The sequence below is a fragment of the Rhizobium acidisoli genome (genome assembly GCF_002531755.2).
Classification (GTDB): Bacteria; Pseudomonadota; Alphaproteobacteria; order Rhizobiales; family Rhizobiaceae; genus Rhizobium; species Rhizobium acidisoli.
Genome location: NZ_CP034998.1, coordinates 4,540,423 through 4,562,029 on the forward strand (window position 1 = coordinate 4,540,423; position 21,607 = coordinate 4,562,029).

Consider the following 21,607-nt stretch of genomic DNA (forward strand, 5'->3'; position numbering starts at 1 on the left):
AAAGAAAGAGACTATGCCTAATGATGCGCAATCGCTCGACGAAACCGATCAGGCCATTCTGGAGGCGCTGGCCGGCAACGCCCGCATCTCGCTGAAGGAGCTGGCGCAGCAGGTGGGGCTTTCCTCGCCAAGTGCGGCCGAGCGCCTGCGGCGGCTGGAGGAGCGCGGCGTCATCAAGGCCTTCACCATCGATCTCGATCCTGCCGCCGTCGGCTACCCCCTGCAGGCGATCGTCCGTGTGCGGCCGTTGCCGGGACAGCTGCACATCGTCGAGCGGCTTATCCAGGAGATTCCCGAAATCGTCGAATGCGACAAGGTCACCGGCGAGGATTGTTTCATCGCCCGCCTGGTCATCCGCTCGATGGCGGAGCTCGACGGTCTCCTCGACAGGGTCGCCGAGCGGGCGGAAACCAACACCGCGATGATCAAAGCCTCGCCCGTCAAACGCCGCCTGCCGCCGCTGTCACGGAAAAAGTAAGGCGGCGAACGAGTGCATGTCGCCCGGAAGTGTGCAGCGATTCCCAACGACATACATCAAAACAAAGAGCTTTAGAAATCCGCCATCGGCGACAGCATCGCCGGAAAGTGCGGGACCTCATCGCCGAGCCCGCGCAGCATCAATACCGTGCCGCTTTCCACCGGCCGCGGAGCGCCCGCCCAGTCGAGCTTATCGGGACGGAAAAACACCTCGATGGCGGCTGAGGCGATGTCGAGCCCGCCGAGGATGGCTGCAAGCGTCGGGATCTCGGCCGCCACGACATCGAGAAGGCTGAAGCGGCCCGCATCATCCATCTTCCAGGCGATCACCGCTTGCAGGTCTTCGATGAAGCTGACGCGGACATCGGGATCGAGTTGCGTGTTGATGAGAAACATCGCTGCGTCCGCCGCGACCGAGAGCGACGTCGAAACAGGGCTTCGCGCGTTCAGCAGCGATTGCAGCAGGGCAAGATCATCCGCATCGGTCGGCGCAAGCAGCCGGGCGGGTCCTGAAAAAATCGAGGGGTCAGGTGCCGCCCCCTGATATCGATGCTGCGGTATCGCGCGGAAACCATAGGGCTCATAGAGCGACGGCTTGTCGGTATAGAGGATGACGGCTTCAAAACCCTGCCGCTCGCACCAGTCGAGCGCCTTCACCGTCAGATCGCGATAGAGCCCGCGGCCGCGCCATGGCGGCCGCACCGCACCCGATTGCAGCCCGGCGGCATGGACGATCCGGCCGTTGAGGACGAAAGGCAGCGCAAAGGCCGAGATATTGGCCGCAAGTCCGCCTTCGGCATCGAACCAGCCGAACGGCATGCTTGTGGGGTCGGGGCCGCCAAGCTGCTGCAACGGGCCGATATCGATGCCGAAAATATCCTGGAGCAGGCGCACCAAGGCTGCCCAGCCTGCAGGGTCGCCGAAATAATCCTGCCGGAAGGTCAGGCCCGCGCTGTCGGGGCGCTTTGTCATCACACGCCGGTGGAACCGAAGCCGCCGGCGCCGCGCGTCGTCTCGCTTGCGGCAGCACTTTCGGCCACCCGCATCTGGGTCACCGGCGCGATCACCATCTGGGCGATGCGCATACCGCGCTCGACGGTGAAGGCTTCGTCGCCGAGATTGGCGAGCAGCACCTTCACCTCGCCGCGATAATCGCTGTCGACGGTGCCAGGCGAATTCAGGCAGGTGATGCCGTGTTTGAAGGCAAGGCCGGAGCGCGGCCGCACCTGGCCCTCGAAACCTTCGGGGATCTCGAAGATGAAGCCGGTCGGCACCAGCGCCCGTTTGCCGGGCGGAAGCGTCAGCGGCGCTGCCGCGTCGACGGCGGCGCGCAGGTCCATGCCGGCCGCCCCCTTGCTTTCATAGGCGGGCAGGTCGAGGCCTTCGCCATTGGCCAGGCGGATGAGGTTCAGCGTCGGTCTCAGATCATGATGAATGGTCATAGCCCATTACTTTGCGCAGCGAACGCCGAGGTCAATTGCAATGCCGGGCTTTAATCGCTAGATACGCGGCAATTCCACAGGATTCACAGTATGGCCGAAAGTCTCGCCGAGGCGGTCTCCCGCCGCCGCACATTCGCTATTATCGCTCACCCGGACGCGGGCAAGACGACGCTCACCGAAAAGCTGCTGCTGTTCGGCGGCGCCATTCAGCTTGCCGGCGAAGTCAAGGCGAAGAAGGATCGCATGCAGACGCGCTCCGACTGGATGAAGATCGAGCGCGAGCGCGGCATTTCCGTCGTCACCTCGGTGATGACCTTCGAATATAACGACAATGTCTTCAACATCCTCGACACGCCCGGCCACGAGGATTTCGCCGACGACACCTATCGCACGCTGACGGCCGTCGACGCCGCCGTCATGGTCATCGACGCCGCCAAAGGCATCGAGCCGCGCACGCTAAAACTTTTCGAAGTCTGCCGCATGCGCGATATCCCGATCATCACCTTCATCAACAAGATGGACCGCGAAAGCCGCGATCCCTTCGAGATCCTCGACGAGGTGGAGGAGAAGCTGGCACTGGATACGGCGCCGATCACCTGGCCGATCGGCCGCTCCAAAACCTTCTGCGGCTCCTACAATATTGCCGCAAACACGGTGCGCGGCTCGGATACCGAGATCGAGGGAACGCCGGTCAACGGCCCACAGAGCGTTGCCGACCGGCTGCCGGAAAACGAGCGCCGGGCTTTCGTCGAGGAGACGGAGCTGGCGATCGAGGCCTGCCGCCCCTTCGACCGCGAATCCTTCCTGGAAGGCCATATGACGCCGGTTTTCTTCGGCTCGGCGCTGCGCAATTTCGGCGTTCGCGACCTGATCAACGCGCTCGGGGAATTCGCGCCGCCGCCGCGCGACCAGGTCGCCGATACCAGGACGGTGCATGCGACCGACGACAAGATGACCGCCTTCGTCTTCAAGATCCAGGCCAACATGGACCCCAACCATCGTGACCGCATCGCCTTTGCCCGCATCTGCTCCGGCAAGCTCGAGCGCGGCATGAAGGCGAGGCTTGCCCGCACCGGCAAGCAGCTCGGCCTGACGGCGCCGCAATTCTTCTTCGCCTCGCAGCGCCAGCTCGCCGACACCGCCTATGCCGGCGATGTCGTCGGCATTCCCAACCACGGGACGCTCCGCATCGGCGATACGCTGACCGAAGGCGAAGCCTTGGTCTTCCAGGGTGTGCCGAACTTCTCGCCCGAGATCCTGCGCCGCGTGCGCCTGGAAGATGCGATGAAGGCGAAGAAGCTGAAGGAAGCGCTGCAGCAGATGGCCGAAGAAGGCGTCGTCCAGCTGTTTTCGCCGGAGGACGGCTCGCCGGCAATCGTCGGCGTCGTCGGCGCGCTGCAGCTCGACGTCCTGAAGGAGCGGCTGATGGCCGAATACGGCCTGCCGGTCTCCTTCGAAATGTCGCGTTTCTCCGTCTGCCGCTGGATCTCGGCCGATCAGCCGGCCGATCTGGAAAAATTCCTCACCGTCAAACGCGGCGATATCGCCCGCGATCTTGACGGCGATCCGGTCTTCCTCGCCCAGGATGGTTTCTCGCTGCGCTACGAGTCCGAACGCCATCCGGCGATCAAGATGGTTGCCATCAAGGAATATCACGCCGCCAAGGCGGCGTGATAGCCAAAAGCAATTCCGCGACTCTAGCCGCCAAGCCGTTCCGCCAGGAAATCGACGACGGCGCGCACCGCCGGCAGCTGGCCGCGCCGGTGCGGCATCAGGATGGTGGTTTCGATGCTGCCGGCGGTCCATTCCGGCAGCACTCGCACCAGCCGTCCTTCGGCCAACGCCTTCCGGCAGACCGAAGTCGGCAGGCAGGTAATGCCGAGCCCGGCCACCGCCGCTTCCATCAGTACATAGGGCTCATCCGCGGCCATCACGGACTGCAACGTGACGAGAGCCTCGTCGCCGCCATCGGAGGTGAGCCGCCACTGGTCTTCCGTCAGGATGGTCATGATCGTGGCATGCTCTGCCAGGTCTTCCGGCCGGCTTGGTTGCCCATGGGCACGGATGTATTCGGGCGACGCGAGAATGAGGAAGGGATGGCTGGCAAGTTTGCGCTGTACCAACGCAGAATCCGGCAGCGGCGCGCGGTGGCTGCGTAGCGCGATGTCGAAGCCTTCCTGGACGATGTCGACGAAACGGTCGGTCACATGCACGGACAGCCGAAGCTTCGGATAGCGCGCCGCCAATGCCGGCAGATGCTCGGTCAGGGTGAACTGCGCTGTCGGCACCGAAGCGGTCAGGCGAACGCTGCCGGCGGGGTCAGCCAGATGCCGCCGCACGATGCCCTCCGCCATCTCCGCCTCGATGATCGAGGCCTGGGCGTGCTGAAAGAATTCCCGGCCGAGCTCGGTCAGCGCGAAGCTCCGTGAAGTGCGCTGGATCAGCCGTACGCCAAGCCGGCCTTCCAGTTCCGCAACCCGCTTGCTGACCGTCGATTTGGGGATGCCGAGATGTCTTGCCGCCGCCGTGAAACCGCCGCTGTCGACCGCCTGCACAAAGAGATGCAGGTCGTTGAGGTTGAAAAGCGCCACGATCATCTTCCATTAGCGTAGACATTGGGGTGCATTTATAACCTCTACCGGAAGATCGTCCACATCTGCACATTGATCGCGTCCACACGGTTCAATTCTGAAAGGAAAGATTGATGTCACCCATATTGTTTTACGGCGTACCGGAAGGCTGCTCCTTCGGCTCGATCGTCGCGTTGGAATGGTCCGGCCTGTCTTATCGGCTCTGCCGCGTCGAAATGCCGGAGATGGTTTCCAGCGACGACTACCTCAGGATCAACCCCGTCGGCGAAACGCCGTCGCTGTTGCTCGAGGATGGCAGGGTCATCAGCGAAAGCATGGCAATCCTCCAACATATCGGCGCCCGCGCGATCAGCACCGCTCGCGGTTCTGCGCAGGGTTCGGAGGGTTTCGATCGTCTGAACCAGATGCTCGCCTTTCTCAACACCAGTTTCTTCAAGGCCTTCGGTCCGCTCTGGTATGCGTTCGAACACCAGCTGGAACCGCAACAGAAGCAGGCGCTGGCTGCCTATGGCATCGCGGCGGTTGAAAAGGCGCATCACACGCTGGAACGGCTGCTCGATGGCCGCGAATGGCTTGTCGGCAACGGCCCAAGCCTGGCCGATGCCTATTTCGTCGGGATTGCCCGCTGGAACGATTTTCACAAAGTCGTCGACCGGCAGCAGTTTCCCAGCCTTCATCGCCTCTATGAGCGCATGCAGCAGCAGCCGGCCGTGCGTTTCGCCCATGCGATCGAGCACCGGCAGGAGGCCAACAGCAACGGCGGCTTCCTCGGCGAGATCGATCTTGCCGAAGCGCTCGGCCTGTTGAAGCAGGCTGCCTGAACCCAGTGGCCATCGCAGCTTCGGATGCGGTGGCCGCCACCCGAATAGTCCGCGGCCTAAACGTCCTTGCCGCGTCAATCCTCGCGCTGGAACCGTGGCAGCGGCCCGATATTCTCTATTCCCGGCAAGGCCGAGCGGCACCATATCTGCTTCCTCGGCGTAAGTTCCCGCCGCTGGTCGATGCCGCCAAGGCGGATGCCGATCGCGCCGCCGTCGCCATCGGTTCGGTAAAGCGGCGATCCGCAATTTGCACAGAAGAACTGCCGGCTGAGGCCGCCGCTGTCGCCATATTTCGTATAGCCGCGCGGCTCGCCTGATGTGAGCGTGAAGCTTCCCGGCCGCGCCGGTGCGGTGATGCGATAGGCAGAGCCGGTCAGCCGCTGGCAATCGGTGCAATGGCAGATCGAGACCCGCTCCGGCTCGATCTCCGCCTGATAGCGGATCGCGCCGCAATGGCATCCTCCGGTGATGTGCATCAGAACGTCCTCAATCCGCCGGCGGCGCGGCCGGGTGCGTCGCGTATAAGGCCTTGGCATCTGCCGTGAAGGCGGCCCGCTGATCGGCCTTGGTATAGAACATATGGCCGCCGCGATAAAGTTTCAGCCCGACGCGGCCGCTGCTAAGCGACGGCGGCAGGTGGTCGACCACGTAGCGGCTGACGCCGTAAGGCGTCACCAGATCGCTGTAGCCATGGGCGATCAGCAGATGGAAGGCCGTGTTCGAGGCAAGCAACTGCCTGATGTCGTCGGTGGCACTGGCCTGGAAACGCGACCCGCCGCCGCGTCCGCTGCCCCATTCCCAGCGCCGGCTGATATCGCTGTCGAGCAGCGAATAGGTCATCTCGGTTTTGAAGCCGAGTTGGTTGCGGGCATAGTCGGCAAAGGCGCCGCCATAGGCGCGGGTGAAGCCGTCGAGAATGGCGTCGTCGCCGCGGTCGTAATCCGATTCAGGATAGGCGTCGGGGGCCGCAAAAGAGGCGTCGTAAGGGCTCATCACTTCGCCGCTGCCCCCGTCGGAATGTTTGACGAAGGAGTTGCCGAGGAAGCCGCGGTTGCGCGTGACGATATCCTCAGGGATGCCTGTCAGCCCGGCGATCCTGCCATAGAAGGCGGCGGCATCGGCACCCGTCGGCGGCGGGCCGGCCAACGTCGTCAGATAATCGCCGAGCGCGAAGGTTTCCGCTTCGCGCAGCTTCTCTTCGTCGAAGGCGTTGTGCCGGTCGAGTTCGGCCGCCGCCAGCGACGGCAGCTCCAGTGCTGCGCCGAGCGGGAACTGATCGGCGTTGAACATCAGCTGGCCCTCGAGCAGGGGCGACAGCATCACCGCGCCGGCGACGATAATGCCCTGGCTTTCCTGCAGCGCCGAGGCGACCTTGGCGGCGCGGAAGCCGCCATAGCTCTCGCCAAGAAGATATTTCGGCGCGTTGGAGCGGTTGTTGTGCGCGACATAGAGCGCGATCGCTTTGGCGATGCTCTCAGCGTCCGAGTTGACGTTATAGTAGTTCGAGGCGTCGTCGGCCTTCACCGTCCGGCTCCAGCCGGTGCCGATCGGGTCGATCAGCACGAGATCGGTGAACTCAAGCCAGCTCTGGGGGTTGTCGACGAGCTGCGCATGCGCGCCGTCGCGCGCCTGAGGCCCGAAATCGAGCACCTTGGGCCCGACCAGCCCGAGATGCAGGAAGGCGGACGCCGCACCCGGGCCGCCGTTGAAGGCGAAGGTCAGGGGCCGGTCGGGGCTTGCGTCCTTCGCGACATAAGCGGTGTAGAAGATCGCGCCGGTCGGCGCGCCGTCCTGGCCGAAAAGATCGAGCGTGCCGGCGGTCGCGGTATAGGCAAGCTTCCGGCCGCCGATCGTCAACTCGTGCTCGGTGACGGAATCGGCCGGCAGCAGCTTCAGCACGCCGTCGCGCGCGCTGCGCTCGACATTTGCCCCGGCTTGGGCGCTTTCCTCGGCCGGGGAAAGGGCGGGGGCGAGCGACACCGCCAGGGCGGCAAACAGAAACAGAGGTCGTAAACGCAAGATGTCTCCTCCGGCGGTGCGGACTGCAGCTAAAGCATGTCGCGCAAAAGTGTGCAGCGGTTTTCCCAGGCAAAGCGCGAAGCGCTTTTGCCCCAACGACATGCGTAAGAACAAAGAGCTTTAGAGATAGCGTAACATCCGCGGCCGGCGACCGGCATCAAGAGATGGTGATGGGCCGGTGAGCGCTCAGCTCACCTTCTCCACGGCATGAACATTGATCTCAACCGACCGGCCGGCCTTCCAGCCGTTGATCGCGGCTCCGAGCCCAATCGAGATGAAGAGGGCAGCGCACCAGGAAAAACTGCCGGTCCAGCCGCGGATGAGGCCGACAATGAGCGGGCCGATAGCGGCAAGCAGGTAACCGACGCATTGCGCCATGCCGGAGAGATGGGCGGCGACATCGGGATCGCGCGAGCGCAGCACGATCGTCGTCATCGCCGCCGCGATCAGCCCGCCCTGGCCGATGCCCTGCAGCACCGCCCAGAGCCAGACGGTCGACAGCGGCGCGAAGAGCAGGCCGAGCAGGGCGGTGACGGCGACGCCGCAAAGGCTCGCATTGATCAGCCGCTGGTCTTTCCCCCGCACGGCGATATGCGGCACGATCAGGCAGGATGCGGCCTGCACCATCACCGACAGCGAAACGATCGCTCCGGCGGTGACGCCGTCGAGGCCGCGTTCGCGCAGGATCGGAACCAGCCAGCCGAAGACGCAATAGGCAAGTGCGGATTGCAGCCCCATGAACAGTGTCACCTGCCAGGCCAACCGGTCGCGCCACAGGCCCTTGACATGAAATCCGTTTCGCCTTGCCTGGCCTCCGCTGCGCAGAACCTGCGGCAGCCAGATCAGCCCGACGACGAGCGCCGGCAGCGCCCAGATCGCGAGCGCGCCTTGGAGAGAGCCGCCGAGCGCGTGTTCGATCGGCAGCGTCAGCCCGGCCGCACTGGCCGCACCGGCGCAGAGCGCCATGGTGTAGAAGCCGGTCATCAGCGCGGCGCGCCCGGCAAAATCCCGCTTCACCAGCCCCGGCAGCAGCACGTTGCCGACGGCGATGCAGGCGCCGGCTAGCGCCGTGCCGATAAAAAGCAACGGTACGGAGGAGAGCCCGCGCAAAGCGGTGCCAAGGGCCAGGAGCAGGATGACGCCGAGCAGCGTTCGTTCGGAACCGAGGCGCTGGGCCAGACGCGGCGCCAGCGGCGAGAATGCGCCGAGGCAGACGACCGGCAGCGTCGTCAGCAGGCTGGCGCCAAGCGTGGTGAGACCAAATTCCGCACGGATCTCCGGCAGCAGCGCCGAGGCGCTTGAAAAGACCGGGCGCAGGTTGAAGGCGATCAGCACCAGGCTTGCGCCAAGCAGAAAACGATCCGCAGCACCCCGCACCGGTGTTGCCTGCGGCGGCGGCAGGCTGCCGGCCTCGGCATCTACAAGCAGTTCGTCGGATGGGTCGAGCGTGGCGGCGAGGTCGTTGGAAGGCGTGTTCATGACAGGATCATCCGGTCGAGGACGGCAAGAAGCGGCGCCATGAAGCGGCGCACCGCCGCATCCGCTTGGTCGGGATCGCCGGTTTCGATGGCGTCGACAATATCGGCATGCGCCTGCATATCCGGTTCGGGAATATCCTTGCCGAGCGTCGCCGCGATGGTGTCGGCGATCGAGGCCGAGAAGAAATCGTAGATCTCGATCATCGCCCGATTGCCGGAAGCGGCGATGACGGCCTTGTGGAAGGCAAGGTCGCGTTCGATGAAGGCAGCCTGATCGCCGCCGTCGTAACTGCCGCGTTCGGCAAGCAGTCGGCGAAGCCCGGCCACCGTCTCCGGGCTCTTGCGGATCGCCGTCAGCCGGGCCGCCTCGACGTCGAGCGCCAGGCGCGCCTCGAACTGGTCGCGCAGGCTGGCGCGCCGGGCCATGGTCAGCGGCCGGCCGGCATCGCTGGTCGCGCGCACATAGGTTCCCGAACCCTGCCGGGTTTCGAGATAACCCTGGGAGACGAGAACCCGCACCGCCTCGCGCACCGTGCCGCGGCTCACCGAGAGCATGGCCGACAGCGAGGCCTCGTTCGGCAATTTTTCCCCGACCGCCCAGCGTTTGCCGAGGATATCGCTGCGGATCGCCTCGATGGCCTCATCGGCGAGATTGGTCCTGCTGATTGCGCGCATCGCACTACTCATAAAGTCATCAGATGACTTTATGAGTAGTGCGATTTCGATGATCCGTCAACGGTCCTGAAATCAAGGCAATAAAAAAGGGCCGCCTCGGCGACCCTTTCCATGAGTTTGGCCTCAAACTGGCCTGGACTGTCTATGCAGCCCCAGGAAGGCGGGAATTACAGCGAGGGCTGCCTCGCTTTCATTACCTCTCCCATGCCCGCTACGAGGTCCGAAATCTCATTAGACATTGGATCACCTTCCTTTCGTTCTGTTGCTGATAGATCGAAGGTAGGCCGATTCGTTTCAGATGCAAGAAAAAATCCGTGCAACGCGTTGCCGCAAGGCGGCCCGGCTGTTCACAAAAGGACACAGACTATCGCCGAATTTGAAGATGCCGGCGTCATGAATCCGTCATCTTGCGCTTGCAAATCGGCGGCGCGTTAAGCTGTTATTAGCCGCGACGACAGACAATTTCAGCATGCCCGCCGGTGCGGCGGCGGGTTCCGGAGCAAGAAAGCCATGTGTCGCTGGGCAGCCTATCGCGGAGACCCTCTTTATCTCGAGGAGCTGGTATCCTCGCCCGCCCATTCGCTGATCGAGCAGTCCCATTGCGCCACCCGCGCCAAGACGGCGACCAATGGCGATGGCTTCGGCATCGCCTGGTATGGTGACCGGCCCGAGCCCGGCCGCTACCGCGATATCCTGCCGGCCTGGTCGGATTGCAATCTGAAGAGCCTGGCGCGGCAGATCCGCTCGCCGCTCTTCCTCGCCCATGTCCGCGCCGCCACCGGTGGCGGCACGCGCCGCGACAATTGCCACCCCTTCACGCATGACACCTGGTCCTTCATGCACAACGGCCAGATCTCGGGCTTCGAGCGCCTGCGCCGGCCGATGGAGGCGATGCTCGACGACGACTTGTTCAACGCCCGCGGCGGCACGACCGATTCCGAGCTGATGTTCCTGCTGGCGCTGCAATTCGGCCTGCGCGAGGCGCCGATTGCCGCGATGGCCCAGATGGTCGGTTTTGTCGAGGACTTGGCCGAAAGCGTCCTCGGCTCGATCCTGCTGCGCTTTACCGCTGCCTTCTCCGACGGCAAGACGCTTTATGCGATCCGCTATGCCACGGATCGCAAGGCGCCGACGCTCTACGCCTCACCTGCAAGCGCCGGTTATTGCCTGGTCTCCGAACCGTTGAACGACGATGTCGATGCCTGGGCTGAAATTCCCGATGGCAGCGCCGTCACCGTCGGCAAGGATGGCGTCGAGGTCGTCGATTTCCGGCCGGAAAAGCGGGGCGCCGCCAAGCCGCAGCGGGTGGCTATTCCTGCATAAAGCGCGCGGCGATCAGCGCCGCCAGCCTGTCGGCAACCTCTTCCTTGGCGAGATCCGGCCATTGCTCGACGCCGTCGCGGCGAATGAGTTTGACGCTGTTGCGGCCGCCGCCCATGATGCCGGTGGCGGGCGAGACGTCATTGGCGACGATCATGTCGGCGCCCTTCCGCTCGAGTTTCGCCTTCGCATTGCTTTCCACGTCCTGCGTCTCGGCGGCAAAGCCGATCACCAGCTTCGGCCGCATCGTATGATGTCCCAGAGTCTTGAGGATGTCGGGGTTCTCGGTCAGCGCCAGCGTCGGAATGGATTCGCCCGGATGTTTCTTCAGCTTCTGGTCGGCGGCCGAGGCCACCCGCCAGTCGGCCACCGCCGCGACCATGACGGCGATATCGGCCGGCAGTGCCGCCAGCACGGCGTCGCGCATTTCCTCCGCCCGTTCGACATGCACGGTGTTGACGCCGACAGGATCGGCGATGGTCACTGGCCCCGAGACCAGCGTCACCTCGGCTCCCAGTTTGGCAAGGGCAGCGGCGATCGCATGGCCCTGCCGGCCGGAAGAGCGGTTGGCGATATAGCGCACCGGGTCGATCGGCTCATGCGTCGGGCCTGAGGTGACGATCGCCTTGCGCCCTTTGAGCGGCTTCTCTCCCTCATCGAGCATGGTTTCGGCGGCCGCGACGATCTCCAGCGGCTCCGCCATCCGGCCGAGCCCGGCCTCGCGGCTCTCGGCCATCTCGCCGGCCATCGGCCCGACGAAGCGGACGCCGTCTGCCCTCAGCAGCGCCGCATTGCGCCGCGTCGCCGGATGCGCCCACATGCTGGGGTTCATCGCCGGTGCGGCGAGCACCGGCCTCTCCGTCGCCAAAAGCACGGTCGAGGCGAGATCGTCGGCAAGCCCGTTCGCCATCTTCGCCATCAGGTCGGCGGTGGCAGGGGCAATCAGCACGAGGTCGCAGTCGCGCGCCAGCCTGATATGGCCGACATCCTGTTCATCTTCGCGCGAAAACAGATCGAGGAAAACATGGTCCGCCGCCAGCGCGCCGACGGCCAGCGGCGTGACGAATTCCTGGGCGCCTTTGGTCATCACCGGGCGCACGCTGGCGCCGCGCTCGCGCAGCCGGCGGATCAGATCCAGGCTCTTATAGGCGGCGATGCCGCCGGAGATGATGAGGAGGATGCGTTTGCCGCTGAGAGCCATGGCTTTCTTCCCGTCGCCTTATTGACCGGCCCCGACCCTAAGCCTTTGGTGAAGAACATGCAATCGCGCCGGCGACATGCGCTCGCCCCGCCTGGTCTGGCCGGTTGCCGCGGCCGGCGGATTGGAGAGAGATCACCAACCCGCCGGCTATAATCATGTCGCGTCGTCTCAGCTGCGGGTGATCGAAATGCCGCCGTCGACCAGCGAAGCCGTGCCGGTGACGAAGCTCGCATCGTCGGAGGCGAGGTAGAGAACCGAGCGGGCAATCTCGTCCGGCGTCGCGACACGCTTCAGCGCATGCATACTGCTGAGGGCAGCCTGCTTCTCCGCCGTATCGTTCATGTCCCGATACATGTCGGTATCGACCGCGCCCGGCAGGACAGCGTTGATGCGCACACCCTGCGGCCCGAATTCGGCGGCCAGCGCCTGCGTCAGGCCGATCAGGCCGGATTTGCTGGCGGCATAGGCGGCGACGCCCGGAAAGGCGAAGCTGTAGCCGACGAAGGTCGAGGTGAAGATCACCGAGCCGCCGCCATTACCGGCCATCGCGCCGATCTGATGTTTGGCCGCGAGGAAGGACGCCGTGAGATTGACATCAAGCGCCTCGCTGAAGCCTGCTTCCGAAACACCGGTGCTTGGGCCAGCCTCGCCGATGATGCCGGCATTGTTGAAGGCGATGTCGAGCTTGCCGTAATGGGTCACGGCCGCGGCGACCAGCGCCTTGTGGTAATCTTCGGAGCGGACATCGCCGGCAACAGCAATGGCGTCGCCGCCCTCTGCCTTGATTTCCGCGACGAGGCTGTCGAGTTCGCGCTCGCGGCGGGCGCCGACGACGACCTTGGCGCCTTCGGCGGCAAAGAGTTTTGCTGTGACGCGGCCGATGCCGGAGCTTGCGCCGGTGACGATTGCGACCTTGTTGTTCAAGCGGTTCATGGTTCCATCTCCTGTGTTGGCAGCGAGGCGGCCCCTGCCGTCTCTTCCGTTGAATGGAAGATGGCATTTTCCTTTCGTTCGGATTAGTCTCCAGATTGGGGAATTTGAATTCGGAAAGACCGAACGATGATCAGGATCGAAGGCATTGCGGCTTTCGTCGCGGTGGTGGAGGCCGGCTCGGTCAGTGAGGCGGCCCGGCGGCTGAGGCTCTCCAAATCCGTCGTCAGCGAAAGGCTGGCGGAATTGGAGAAATCGCTGGGCGGCGTCCTGCTGCACCGAACGACGCGCAAGCTGACTTTGACGGAAGACGGTGCGGTCTTCCTGGAGCGGGCCGGGCGCATCGTGCGGGAGATCGACGAGGCCGCGACCGATATGGCCGAGCGGCGCGGCACCCTGTCCGGGCCAATCCGCATCGCCGCGCCGGTCACCTTCGGCCGCATGCATCTCGGCCCGGCGCTCTATCCGTTCCTTGCCGACCATCCCGACATCGAACTGACGCTCGATATCGACGACCGGCGCGTCGATGCCGCCTCGGACGGCTACGATGCCATTATCCGCAACGGCCCGATCGCCGACAGCCGGCTGGTCGCCTGGAAGCTTGCACTAAGTCGCCGCCTGCTCTGCGCGTCTCCGGATTATCTCGCCCGCCAGGGAATGCCGTCGTCGCTTGATGACCTCAACAGCCACCGTGGGATCTTCTACACCAATCGCGGCGTCGCCGACTGGCGCTTCCAGACGCCGGAGGGTGCGGTCGTCGTCCGGGCGCAACTGGCGCTCGGCATCAACAATGGCGACATGCTGCGCGACGCCGCGATCGCCGGCCTCGGCATCGCGCTGTTGCCTTCCTTTATCGCCGGCCCGGCCATCCGCGAGGGCCGGCTTGCCGAAATCGATGTCGGCCACAGGCCGGAGGCCGAATTCATCTATATGGCCCATCCCGGTGGCCGAAACCCCTCGGCCAAGCTGCGCGCCATCGCCGATCATCTGAAGAAGAGCTTCGGCGATCCGCCCTATTGGGATATTGCGGATTAACGCATGAATTCGAAGGCTTCTCAGGATGAAGATATGTTGCCGTCAGCGCATGCCGCAAAGAGCGTGATCGCAGAAGAAAAGCACTACCTGACGCGTGGCACCGGCGCCTATCGCCGCGCCAGCCTGGCGCTTTTCCTCTCCGGCTTTTCCACCTTCTCGCTGCTCTATTGCGTCCAGCCGCTGCTGCCGATCTTCTCACAGGAATTCTCCGTCAGCCCGGCCGAAAGCTCGTTGTCCCTCTCGCTTTCCACCGGTTTTCTGGCAGTCGCCATTGTCTGCGCCGCGGCCGTTCGGAGGGTCTCGGCCGCCGCAGCCTGATGGCGCTGTCGCTGGTCAGCGCCGCCTTGCTGACGATCGCCACCGCCTTTGCCCCGACCTGGCATCTGCTACTGGTCATCCGCGCCCTGCAGGGCCTCGTTCTCGGCGGCGTGCCCGCCGTCGCCATGGCCTATCTCGCTGAGGAAATCGATCCGCGCGGCCTCGGCGCCACCATGGGCCTTTATGTCGGCGGCACGGCCTTCGGCGGCATGTCCGGCCGCGTGCTGACGGGCATCTTCGCCGAATATCTCACATGGCGGCCGGCGCTCTTCCTCATTGGCGCCATCGGCCTTGCCGCCGCAATCGGTTTCATCGCCCTGCTGCCGCCGTCGAAGAATTTCGTCCGACGGCCGGGATTCGATCCGCGCTTTCACGCAAAGGCCTGGCTCAGCCATCTCGAAAATCCGGCGCTGCCCTTCATCTTCGCCATCGCCTTCCTGGCGATGGGCTCCTTCGTGACCATCTACAATTATGCCGGCTTCCGCTTGGTGGCGCCGCCTTACGGCCTCAACCAGACCGAACTCGGCCTGATCTTCACCGTCTATCTCTTCGGCATCGGCGCCTCCTCGATCGGCGGCCTCATCGGAGACCGGATCGGGCATTTCCGCGTGCTGCTCTTCGGTCTCGTGCTGACCGCCGCCGGCAGCGCGCTGACGCTCTTTGCCGCGCTGCCATCCATCATCCTCGGTATAACAGTACTGACGACCGGCTTCTTCATGAGCCATTCCATCGCCAGTGGCCTTGTCGGCAAACTGGCGCGCGGCACCAAAGGGCACGCCTCGTCGCTCTACATGCTCGCCTATTATGTCGGCTCCAGCCTCATGGGCTCGGCCGGCGGCTGGTTCTTCGCGATGGAAGGTTGGGCCGCCGTCGTCCTTTTCACGCTGGCCATGCTGGCAGTGGCCTTCATCTCAGCCTGTGTGGCCCAGCATCTCGCGAGGAGAAAAGCATGATCCGCATAGACCGTCTCGATCATCTCGTGCTGACCGTCGCCGATATCGCAGCCACCTGTGATTTCTATTCCCGCGTCCTTGGCATGTTGGCCGAAACCTTTGCGGACGGCCGAAAGGCGCTAAAATTCGGCAGGCAGAAGATCAACCTGCATCAGGCCGGGCACGAATTCGAACCCAAGGCGAGACATACCACACCCGGCTCCGGCGACCTCTGCTTCATCGCCGAGACACCACTTGCCGACGTTATCGCCCATCTGCAGGCGTCGGGCATTGTGATCGAAGAGGGTCCGGTCGAACGCAGCGGCGCGACCGGGCGCCTGCGCTCGATCTATTTCAGAGATCCCGACGGCAATCTCATCGAAGTTTCGAATCTGATCGATTGATCCTCGATTTGGCCATACAGGCCGCCCGACTCAATCCAGCCGGATATAGGGCACGTCCTTCTTCGCCACCTCGTCCAGCGCCTCCTCGTAGCCAGCATCGGCATACCGCATGACGCCGAGGGCGGTGTCGTTGGTCAGCGCGTGGTCGAGCCGCTCGTCGGCGGCATCGGTGCCGTCGGCGACGACGGTGACGCCGCAGCTCGTCATGTAGCCGGCATAGCCGCCGCCGCCGGAATGGACGACGACGAGATCGGCCATCGACGAGCAGAGCATCATCGCATCGATCAGCGGCCAGTCGGCGATCGCGTCGGAACCGTCCTTCATCCGCTCGGTCATGATATTCGGATGCGCCATGGCGCCGGCGTCGAGATGGTCGCGGGAGAAGGCGACCGGGCCCTTCAGTTCGCCGCTCGCAACCAGCGCGTTGACGCGCCGCGCCAGCATCGTGCGCTCGCCGTGGCCGAGCCAGGCAATGCGGGCCGGCAGCCCCTCGAAGGGAACGTGCTCGCGCGCCAGCCGGATCCAGTTGGTGATGATTTTGTTGTCGGGAAACATCTCGAGCAGCAGGTCGTCGATGCGGGCGATATCGCTTTCCTCGCCTGACAGCGCCATCCAGCGGAACGGCCCGATCGCCCGGGCAAACAGCGGTCTCAGATAGGCTTCGGTGAAGATCGGGATGTCGAAAGCATTGGCGACGCCACCCTCTTTCGCCTGCGTGCGGATGAGATTGCCGTTGTCGAAAACCTCCGAGCCGCGCTTCTGGAACTCCAGCATCGCCGTCACATGCTCGACGATCGAGGCGCGGCTTGCCGCCATCAATTGCCCTTGGCCGTCGTCGCGCAATCCCCTGACCTGATCGAGGTCCATGCCTTTCGGCACATAGCCGTAAACGAGGTCGTGGGCCGAAGTCTGGTCGGTGACGATATCGGGCACGATGCCGCGGCGGGCGATTTCGGGATAGACCTCGGCCGCATTGCCGACGAGCCCGACGGACAGCGCCCGCTTCTCTTTCACCGCCGCATCGATCATCTCAAGGGCGGTATCGAGATCGGGCGCGATCTCCTGGAGATAACCGATCTGCTGGCGCTTGCGGGCGCGTTCCGGATCGATGTCGACGCAGAGGATGGCAGCACCCGCCATGCGGCCGGCGAGCGGCTGCGCCCCGCCCATGCCGCCGAGCCCGGCCGTCAGCACGAAGCGGCCGGCGAGATCGCCGCCGAAGCGCCGTTCGGCAATGCGCATGAAGATCTCGTAGGTCCCCTGGATGACGCCCTGGCTGCCGATATATTGCCAGGCGCCCGCCGTCAGTCCGCCCCAGCAGATCAGTCCCTTGCGCTGCAGCTCGTAGAACACTTCGGCTTTTGCCCATTGCCCGACGATATTGCAGTTGGCCATGATGACGAGCGGCGCTTTGGCATGGGTCCGCACCAGCCCGATCGGCTTGCCGGACTGGATGAGCAGCGTCTGGTCCTCCTCCATCTCGGTCAGCGCCTTGACGATGCCCTTGTGCGCTGCCCAGTTGCGGGCCGCCTTGCCGAGCGCGGCATAGACGATCAGGTTGTCGGGATCCTCGCCGACGGACAGCACGTTTTCGAGCAGGCGCAGCAGCGCCTCCTGCCGCCAGCCCTTGGCGCGCAACTCCGGCCCGCCGGGAATCGGAAATTTCGGATGGCGTGGATTGGCCTTCGGCATGGTGGTTTCCTTTTTGCGTCTCTGCTCTTTCTCTTCTCCCCAGCGGGGAGAAGGTGGCCCGAAGGGTCGGATGAGGGGGCCATACGGTACGCCTTTGCTTGCCTTCGCTTGCGCTCGGGCACTCGCGGCCTTGCCGCTCACCCCCTCATCTGTCCTTCGGACATCTTCTCCCCGCTGGGGAGAAGGGGAAAGCTCAGTCTTTACTTCTCCGGCAGCGATTCCACATAGGCGAGCGCGCCATCGAGCAAACGCCGTCTCAGCCGATCGTCGCCATAAACCTCGGCCGTGGCCCGCACCCAGCCCTGCATTATCCGTTCGCCGGACAGCATCTGGATCACGCCCGGCAGCGCCAACGCCCAGCCGTCATTGCCTTTGCCGAGACGGATCAGCATGCCGTCGCTGCGCGCGCCGCAGAGAAGATTGCCGTTCAGCAGGAAGGCCCGGCCGCCGAACATGGATTTTTCGGTCACCCCCGACCGATCGCCGAGTTCCTCGCGCAGCAGTTCTTCGAGGCCGGGATCGCGCGTCATGGCTCAGGCCTTCGTTTCCAAAGCGTATCGGGCGATCTCGATCCCCATCGCCTTTTCGACGACGGGATAAACTGTGGGATCAAGCACGCTTGCCGACAGCGGGATGATCTCCTTCGGCACATGCAGGATGAAGACGGGCATGCCTTCCCTGAGCTGGCCGACGCTGAGCGGCTCACCCTCCGGCGACAGCGTGGTGATCACCGCGGGGAAGGTTGCAAGCCGCTCGCCATCGGCATCGTCCACGGCCATATATTCGTTCATCACATGCAGCGTCACCGATGTTGCGCCCGAACCGACGATGACCGTGCCGATGTCGAAGGCTTCCTTGGTGTAGACGACGTCTTTTCGGGAGATGACGCCGTCGGCGAGGATATGTCCGCCCGTCGTCTTGCAGATCGCATCGATGACAGCAGAGCCGCCGCGCTTTTCCGCCGCGATGATCGCCTCGCCGAGCGCCAGCGCCATCGAGATGCCGCCGAGTGCGGCATGGCTGCGGACATAGGAAGCGCGCAGCGGGTTGCGGCAGCTGGCGATGAAGCCGCCGGATTGATCGGCGGCGGCGCGCAGCACCGGCGAGATCTTCGCCGTCGCGCCCTTCACCACCAGTTCGATATACCGGTTCTCGGCCCTGTTGCCGCCGACCGCGGTCTGGATCATCTGCTCCGGCGAGCCGGCCATGCCGATCGAGCCCATGTCGCCGGTGGGATGGGCGCGGATATCGCCGACCGCGTCGACCACCTTGGTGCCGAGGATCGCCGAGGGCAGCCAGCCGTTCAGCGTCGAGGATTTGCCGTTCTGGCCGATGATGAGGCCCGAGAGCTTTTCGCCGAGCGCCTCCTGTAGGAGTTGTACCGCTTTGACATAATCGATGCCCTGCATTTCCCAGGGCGTGGTGGAGGCCGGCGCGCCGATCGCCGCAGCCGTCGCGATCCAGTCGTCGTCCCGGAGCTCCTCGATCGAAACCAGCTCCGGCTTGCCGACATTGACCGCGGCAAGCCCAAGCATCCGTCCGTGATCGGCCCAGCCGCCGCCGCCGGCGGCATAGACGGAGCCGCCCTTGACCGCGGCTTCCACGTCCTTCTCAACCAGTATGCGTCCCATCGGCCTTCTCCCGCGTCAAATCCTTGTCCATCTCGCACACCGCCTCGAACAGGACGGCGGCGCCGAGCGCGATATCGTCATTCTCTGCCCATTCGTCAGCGGAATGGCTGCGGCCTTCCCGGCAGGGCACGAAGATCATCGCCGCCGGCGCCACTTTGGCGATCCAGGCGGTATCGTGTCCCGCGCCGGAAGCCATGCGCCGATATTTGGCGCCGACGCGTTCGCAGGCAGCCTCCAAGGTCGATAGCAGGCCGGCATCGCCCGGTGTCGGCATATTGTCGGACACTCGGTTCGGCGTCTCGATCGTGACGCCATAGGCGGTGGCCAGCTTTTCGACATGACCGTCGAGCCAGCGGCAGAAAGCCTCCATGTCGGCACGAATCTCGGCGCGGCCATCGATCAGCAGCACCACTTTCGACGGCACGACATTGGCGGCATTCGGCTCGATCCTGAATTCACCCACCGTCGCCGCGAAGTGGCCCGGCGTTTTGGAGAGTTCAGCGGCGGCGTTGCGGATGTCGAGCACCAGCTGTGAGGCTGCCACCAGCGCATCCGCCCGCCGGTCCATCGGCGTCGTACCGGCATGATCAGCCCGCCCCTCGACGGTGATCTCGATGCGGGTGATGCCTGCAATCGCGGTGACGATGCCGATATCCTCCCTTTCGGCTTCGAGCACCGGTCCCTGCTCGATATGAAGCTCGAGAAATCCGGCGAGATCCGGCCGCTTCTGCTGCGCCAGCACGCCGGGCTCGCCGCCCACCTCAGCGATGCCCGCGGCAAGGTCGAGACCGCCGCTGACCCGGGAAAGCCAGGCTTCCGGCAATTGCCCGGTCATCCCACGGCTGCCGATGCAGGAGACGCCGAAGATGCTGACCTCCTCGGCAAGGAAGTCGACGATTTCGAGATCGTGGTCGAGTTCGATCGCCTGGTCGCCGAGCGCACGCGCCACCTCCAGCGCCGAGATCACCCCGGCAATGCCGTCGAAACGGCCGCCGTCCGGCACCGTGTCGGAATGCGAACCGACCATGATGGTGCCGAGCCAGGGCTTGCGGCCCGTTCGCCGGCCGATCAGATTGCCGGCGGCATCGATGCGCGTCTCCAGTCCCGCCGCCTTCATCTGCGCTTCGATGAAGGCCCGGCCTTCGAGAAAGAGCGGCGAGAAGGCCCGTCGCGTCCAGGGGTGCCCCGGCTCGGTGATTGCGGCCAGCGCCTCGATATCCCCGGCGATCCGGCCGGCATTGACGGGCAGATTGCGGCTCATGCAGGAGCTCCCGCAATGACCTGGCGCGGCAACGGCCGCACGAACCGTCCGCTGCCGGGCTCGGCCAGCACCTTGCCGTCTTCGGCGATCTTCTCGCCCCTGAGATAGGTGGCGGAAACGGTCCAGGGCAGGCGAATGCCGTTATAGGGGCTCCAGCCGACGACATTATTGCCGCTGGCCGCAGCGTCATAGACGCTGTCCTTCGGTTCGAGCACGGTGATATCGGCATCTTTGCCCGGCGTCAGCGCGCCCTTGATATGGTCGAGCCGGAAATGCCTGGCCGGATTTTCCGCCATCAGCCTGGCTGCCCAGGTCAGCGGAATGCCGCGTTCGAGTGCCCCTTTGACGAAGAGCGGCACCATCACCTCGAGGCCGGGAACGCCGGAGGCGTTGGCGAGCATGTCGGGATTGGTCTTGCGGTTCTCCGACCAGCTGACGTGATCGGTCGAGACCAGCCAGACATCACCCGCCGCTACCTTCCGCCAGAGGGTCTCCACCTCGGCGCGCGGCCGCAGCGGCGGATTGATCTTCGCCTTGCCGCCGAGGCGCTTGACGTCGTTTTCCTCGTCGAGCGTCAGATAATGGATGCAGCATTCGACCGTTGCCGCAAAGCCGTCGCGGCGATAGGCGCGGGCGATGTCATAGCCGCGCCCGAGCGAGCAGTGCACCACATGCGAGGGGCAGTGGGTCGCGGCACCCGTTTCGAAGATCGTATGCATCGCCAGCAGTTCGGTAATCGGCGGCCGTGACAGGCCGTGCGCCCGCCAGTCGGTGATGCCGCTTGCCTTCACCTCAGCCATATAGCTGCGCACCGCCTCGTCATCCTCATTGTGCACGCCTGCGGTCAGCCCGGTCGGCGCGATCGCCGCAAAACAGGCGTCGAGCAGGGCCGGCGGAATGCGTGGAAAACGCTTGGGGTCGGTGCCGAAGGTCGAGAATTTGAACGCGGCAACCCCTGCCTCGACCATCTCGCCGATCCGCGCCGGGCCTTCTTCCGGGTCGACGGTGCCGTAAAGCGCGAAGTCGACGCGTGCCTGCTGGCCGGCATGCTCGATCTTGCGTTTGACCGCTGCGGCCGAGCAGACGAGATCACCCTCGTCATAGGGCATGTCGACGATCGTTGTTACGCCGCCGGCCGCTGCCGACCGCGTCGACCAGATGAAATCCTCCTGGTCCTTCTGCGAGAGCGAATGCACCTGCGCGTCGATCGCGCCGGGCAGGATGAGTGCTTTGCCGAGCAGGTGGCGTTCCCGCGCCGCAGGCGGCACGCCGAGGCCGACCTCGGCGATCCTGCCGTCGCGCACTGCGATATAACCCGCTTCGACAATGCGGTCCGGCAGCACCACCGTGCCCTGCAGAACGAGATCGAAGTCCATGTCG

20 protein-coding genes and 1 pseudogene are annotated in these 21,607 nt (G+C 64.6%); 7 read left to right on the plus strand and 14 right to left on the minus strand.

Features of this window, described 5'->3' with window-relative positions; all coding sequences use genetic code 11:
* The first annotated feature begins 13 nt into the window (after window positions 1-13).
* On the plus strand, window positions 14-478 hold the full coding sequence (locus CO657_RS22145; protein ID WP_012559705.1) for an Lrp/AsnC family transcriptional regulator: 465 nt from the start codon (window positions 14-16) through the stop codon (window positions 476-478).
* Between the two features lie 71 nt (window positions 479-549).
* Here CO657_RS22145 and CO657_RS22150 read toward each other — a convergent pair whose 3' ends face one another.
* Together CO657_RS22150 and dut are read right to left on the minus strand one after the other, a co-directional pair.
* Window positions 550-1,449, minus strand: coding sequence for a GNAT family N-acetyltransferase (locus CO657_RS22150; protein ID WP_054182063.1), 900 nt, complete (start codon window positions 1,447-1,449; stop codon window positions 550-552).
* Window positions 1,449-1,919 (minus strand): dUTP diphosphatase, encoded by a 471-nt coding sequence (dut, locus tag CO657_RS22155; RefSeq protein WP_054182062.1) that lies wholly within the window; start codon window positions 1,917-1,919, stop codon window positions 1,449-1,451. Before dut ends, CO657_RS22150 begins: the two co-directional genes overlap by 1 nt.
* Window positions 1,920-2,009: 90 nt before the next feature.
* Here dut and CO657_RS22160 point away from each other — a divergent pair, with 90 nt between their 5' ends.
* Window positions 2,010-3,593, plus strand: a complete 1,584-nt coding sequence (locus tag CO657_RS22160; protein ID WP_054182061.1) for a peptide chain release factor 3 — start codon at window positions 2,010-2,012, stop codon at window positions 3,591-3,593.
* 23 nt (window positions 3,594-3,616) lie between these two features.
* Here the strand turns inward: CO657_RS22160 and CO657_RS22165 are convergent, their stop codons facing one another.
* A complete protein-coding gene (locus CO657_RS22165) occupies window positions 3,617-4,510 on the minus strand; it encodes a LysR substrate-binding domain-containing protein (RefSeq protein ID WP_054182060.1) in 894 nt (297 codons plus the stop codon).
* A 113-nt stretch (window positions 4,511-4,623) separates the two neighbouring features.
* Between CO657_RS22165 and CO657_RS22170 the strand changes: the two genes are divergently transcribed.
* Window positions 4,624-5,331: a glutathione S-transferase family protein gene (locus CO657_RS22170; RefSeq protein ID WP_054182059.1), complete on the plus strand. Its 708-nt coding sequence runs from the start codon at window positions 4,624-4,626 to the stop codon at window positions 5,329-5,331.
* A gap of 74 nt (window positions 5,332-5,405) precedes the next feature.
* Here the strand turns inward: CO657_RS22170 and CO657_RS22175 are convergent, their stop codons facing one another.
* From CO657_RS22175 to CO657_RS22190, 4 genes are all read right to left on the minus strand, one after another.
* Complete coding sequence (locus CO657_RS22175; protein ID WP_054182058.1) at window positions 5,406-5,807, minus strand: GFA family protein; 402 nt, start codon at window positions 5,805-5,807, stop codon at window positions 5,406-5,408.
* Window positions 5,808-5,817: 10 nt separating this feature from the next.
* Window positions 5,818-7,350: a S10 family peptidase gene (locus tag CO657_RS22180; RefSeq protein ID WP_054182057.1), complete on the minus strand. Its 1,533-nt coding sequence runs from the start codon at window positions 7,348-7,350 to the stop codon at window positions 5,818-5,820.
* Window positions 7,351-7,536: 186 nt separating this feature from the next.
* On the minus strand, window positions 7,537-8,829 hold the full coding sequence (locus CO657_RS22185; protein ID WP_012559712.1) for a CynX/NimT family MFS transporter: 1,293 nt from the start codon (window positions 8,827-8,829) through the stop codon (window positions 7,537-7,539).
* Window positions 8,826-9,503 carry a FadR/GntR family transcriptional regulator gene (locus CO657_RS22190; RefSeq protein ID WP_012559713.1) on the minus strand — a complete coding sequence of 226 codons (678 nt, stop codon included), beginning with the start codon at window positions 9,501-9,503 and terminating at the stop codon, window positions 8,826-8,828. Before CO657_RS22190 ends, CO657_RS22185 begins: the two co-directional genes overlap by 4 nt.
* 510 nt (window positions 9,504-10,013) lie before the next feature.
* Here CO657_RS22190 and CO657_RS22195 point away from each other — a divergent pair.
* Window positions 10,014-10,826: a class II glutamine amidotransferase gene (locus tag CO657_RS22195; RefSeq protein ID WP_054182056.1), complete on the plus strand. Its 813-nt coding sequence runs from the start codon at window positions 10,014-10,016 to the stop codon at window positions 10,824-10,826.
* On the opposite strand, the gene coaBC is transcribed toward CO657_RS22195, so the two are convergent.
* Together coaBC and CO657_RS22205 are read right to left on the minus strand one after the other, a co-directional pair.
* A complete protein-coding gene (coaBC, locus tag CO657_RS22200) occupies window positions 10,813-12,024 on the minus strand; it encodes a bifunctional phosphopantothenoylcysteine decarboxylase/phosphopantothenate--cysteine ligase CoaBC (protein WP_054182055.1) in 1,212 nt (403 codons plus the stop codon). The genes CO657_RS22195 and coaBC overlap by 14 nt on opposite strands.
* A 168-nt stretch (window positions 12,025-12,192) precedes the next feature.
* Complete coding sequence (locus CO657_RS22205) at window positions 12,193-12,957, minus strand: SDR family oxidoreductase (protein ID WP_054182054.1); 765 nt, start codon at window positions 12,955-12,957, stop codon at window positions 12,193-12,195.
* A 126-nt stretch (window positions 12,958-13,083) separates the two neighbouring features.
* On the opposite strand from CO657_RS22205, the gene CO657_RS22210 reads away from it, so the two are divergent.
* From CO657_RS22210 to CO657_RS22220, 3 genes and pseudogenes are all read left to right on the plus strand, one after another.
* Complete coding sequence (locus tag CO657_RS22210; RefSeq protein ID WP_054182053.1) at window positions 13,084-13,989, plus strand: LysR family transcriptional regulator; 906 nt, start codon at window positions 13,084-13,086, stop codon at window positions 13,987-13,989.
* Window positions 13,990-14,022: 33 nt separating this feature from the next.
* Window positions 14,023-15,260, plus strand: a pseudogene (locus CO657_RS22215) (MFS transporter).
* On the plus strand, window positions 15,257-15,643 hold the full coding sequence (locus CO657_RS22220; protein ID WP_054182052.1) for a VOC family protein: 387 nt from the start codon (window positions 15,257-15,259) through the stop codon (window positions 15,641-15,643). Before CO657_RS22215 ends, CO657_RS22220 begins: the two are co-directional and overlap by 4 nt.
* A gap of 30 nt (window positions 15,644-15,673) precedes the next feature.
* Here the strand turns inward: CO657_RS22220 and CO657_RS22225 are convergent, their stop codons facing one another.
* The 5 genes from CO657_RS22225 to CO657_RS22245 form a co-directional block, all read right to left on the minus strand.
* On the minus strand, window positions 15,674-17,335 hold the full coding sequence (locus tag CO657_RS22225) for a thiourocanate hydratase (RefSeq protein WP_054182051.1): 1,662 nt from the start codon (window positions 17,333-17,335) through the stop codon (window positions 15,674-15,676).
* A gap of 200 nt (window positions 17,336-17,535) precedes the next feature.
* Window positions 17,536-17,865: a TfoX/Sxy family protein gene (locus tag CO657_RS22230; RefSeq protein ID WP_003589039.1), complete on the minus strand. Its 330-nt coding sequence runs from the start codon at window positions 17,863-17,865 to the stop codon at window positions 17,536-17,538.
* Window positions 17,866-17,868: 3 nt separating this feature from the next.
* Window positions 17,869-18,966 (minus strand): thiohydantoin desulfurase, encoded by a 1,098-nt coding sequence (locus CO657_RS22235; protein ID WP_054182050.1) that lies wholly within the window; start codon window positions 18,964-18,966, stop codon window positions 17,869-17,871.
* The gene (locus CO657_RS22240) at window positions 18,947-20,227 is read right to left on the minus strand and encodes a Zn-dependent hydrolase (RefSeq protein ID WP_054182049.1); all 1,281 of its coding nucleotides are present in this window, start codon (window positions 20,225-20,227) and stop codon (window positions 18,947-18,949) included. The genes CO657_RS22235 and CO657_RS22240 overlap by 20 nt, the downstream gene beginning before the upstream one ends.
* A complete protein-coding gene (locus tag CO657_RS22245) occupies window positions 20,224-21,603 on the minus strand; it encodes a dihydroorotase (RefSeq protein ID WP_054182048.1) in 1,380 nt (459 codons plus the stop codon). Before CO657_RS22245 ends, CO657_RS22240 begins: the two co-directional genes overlap by 4 nt.
* Window positions 21,604-21,607: the final 4 nt, after the last annotated feature.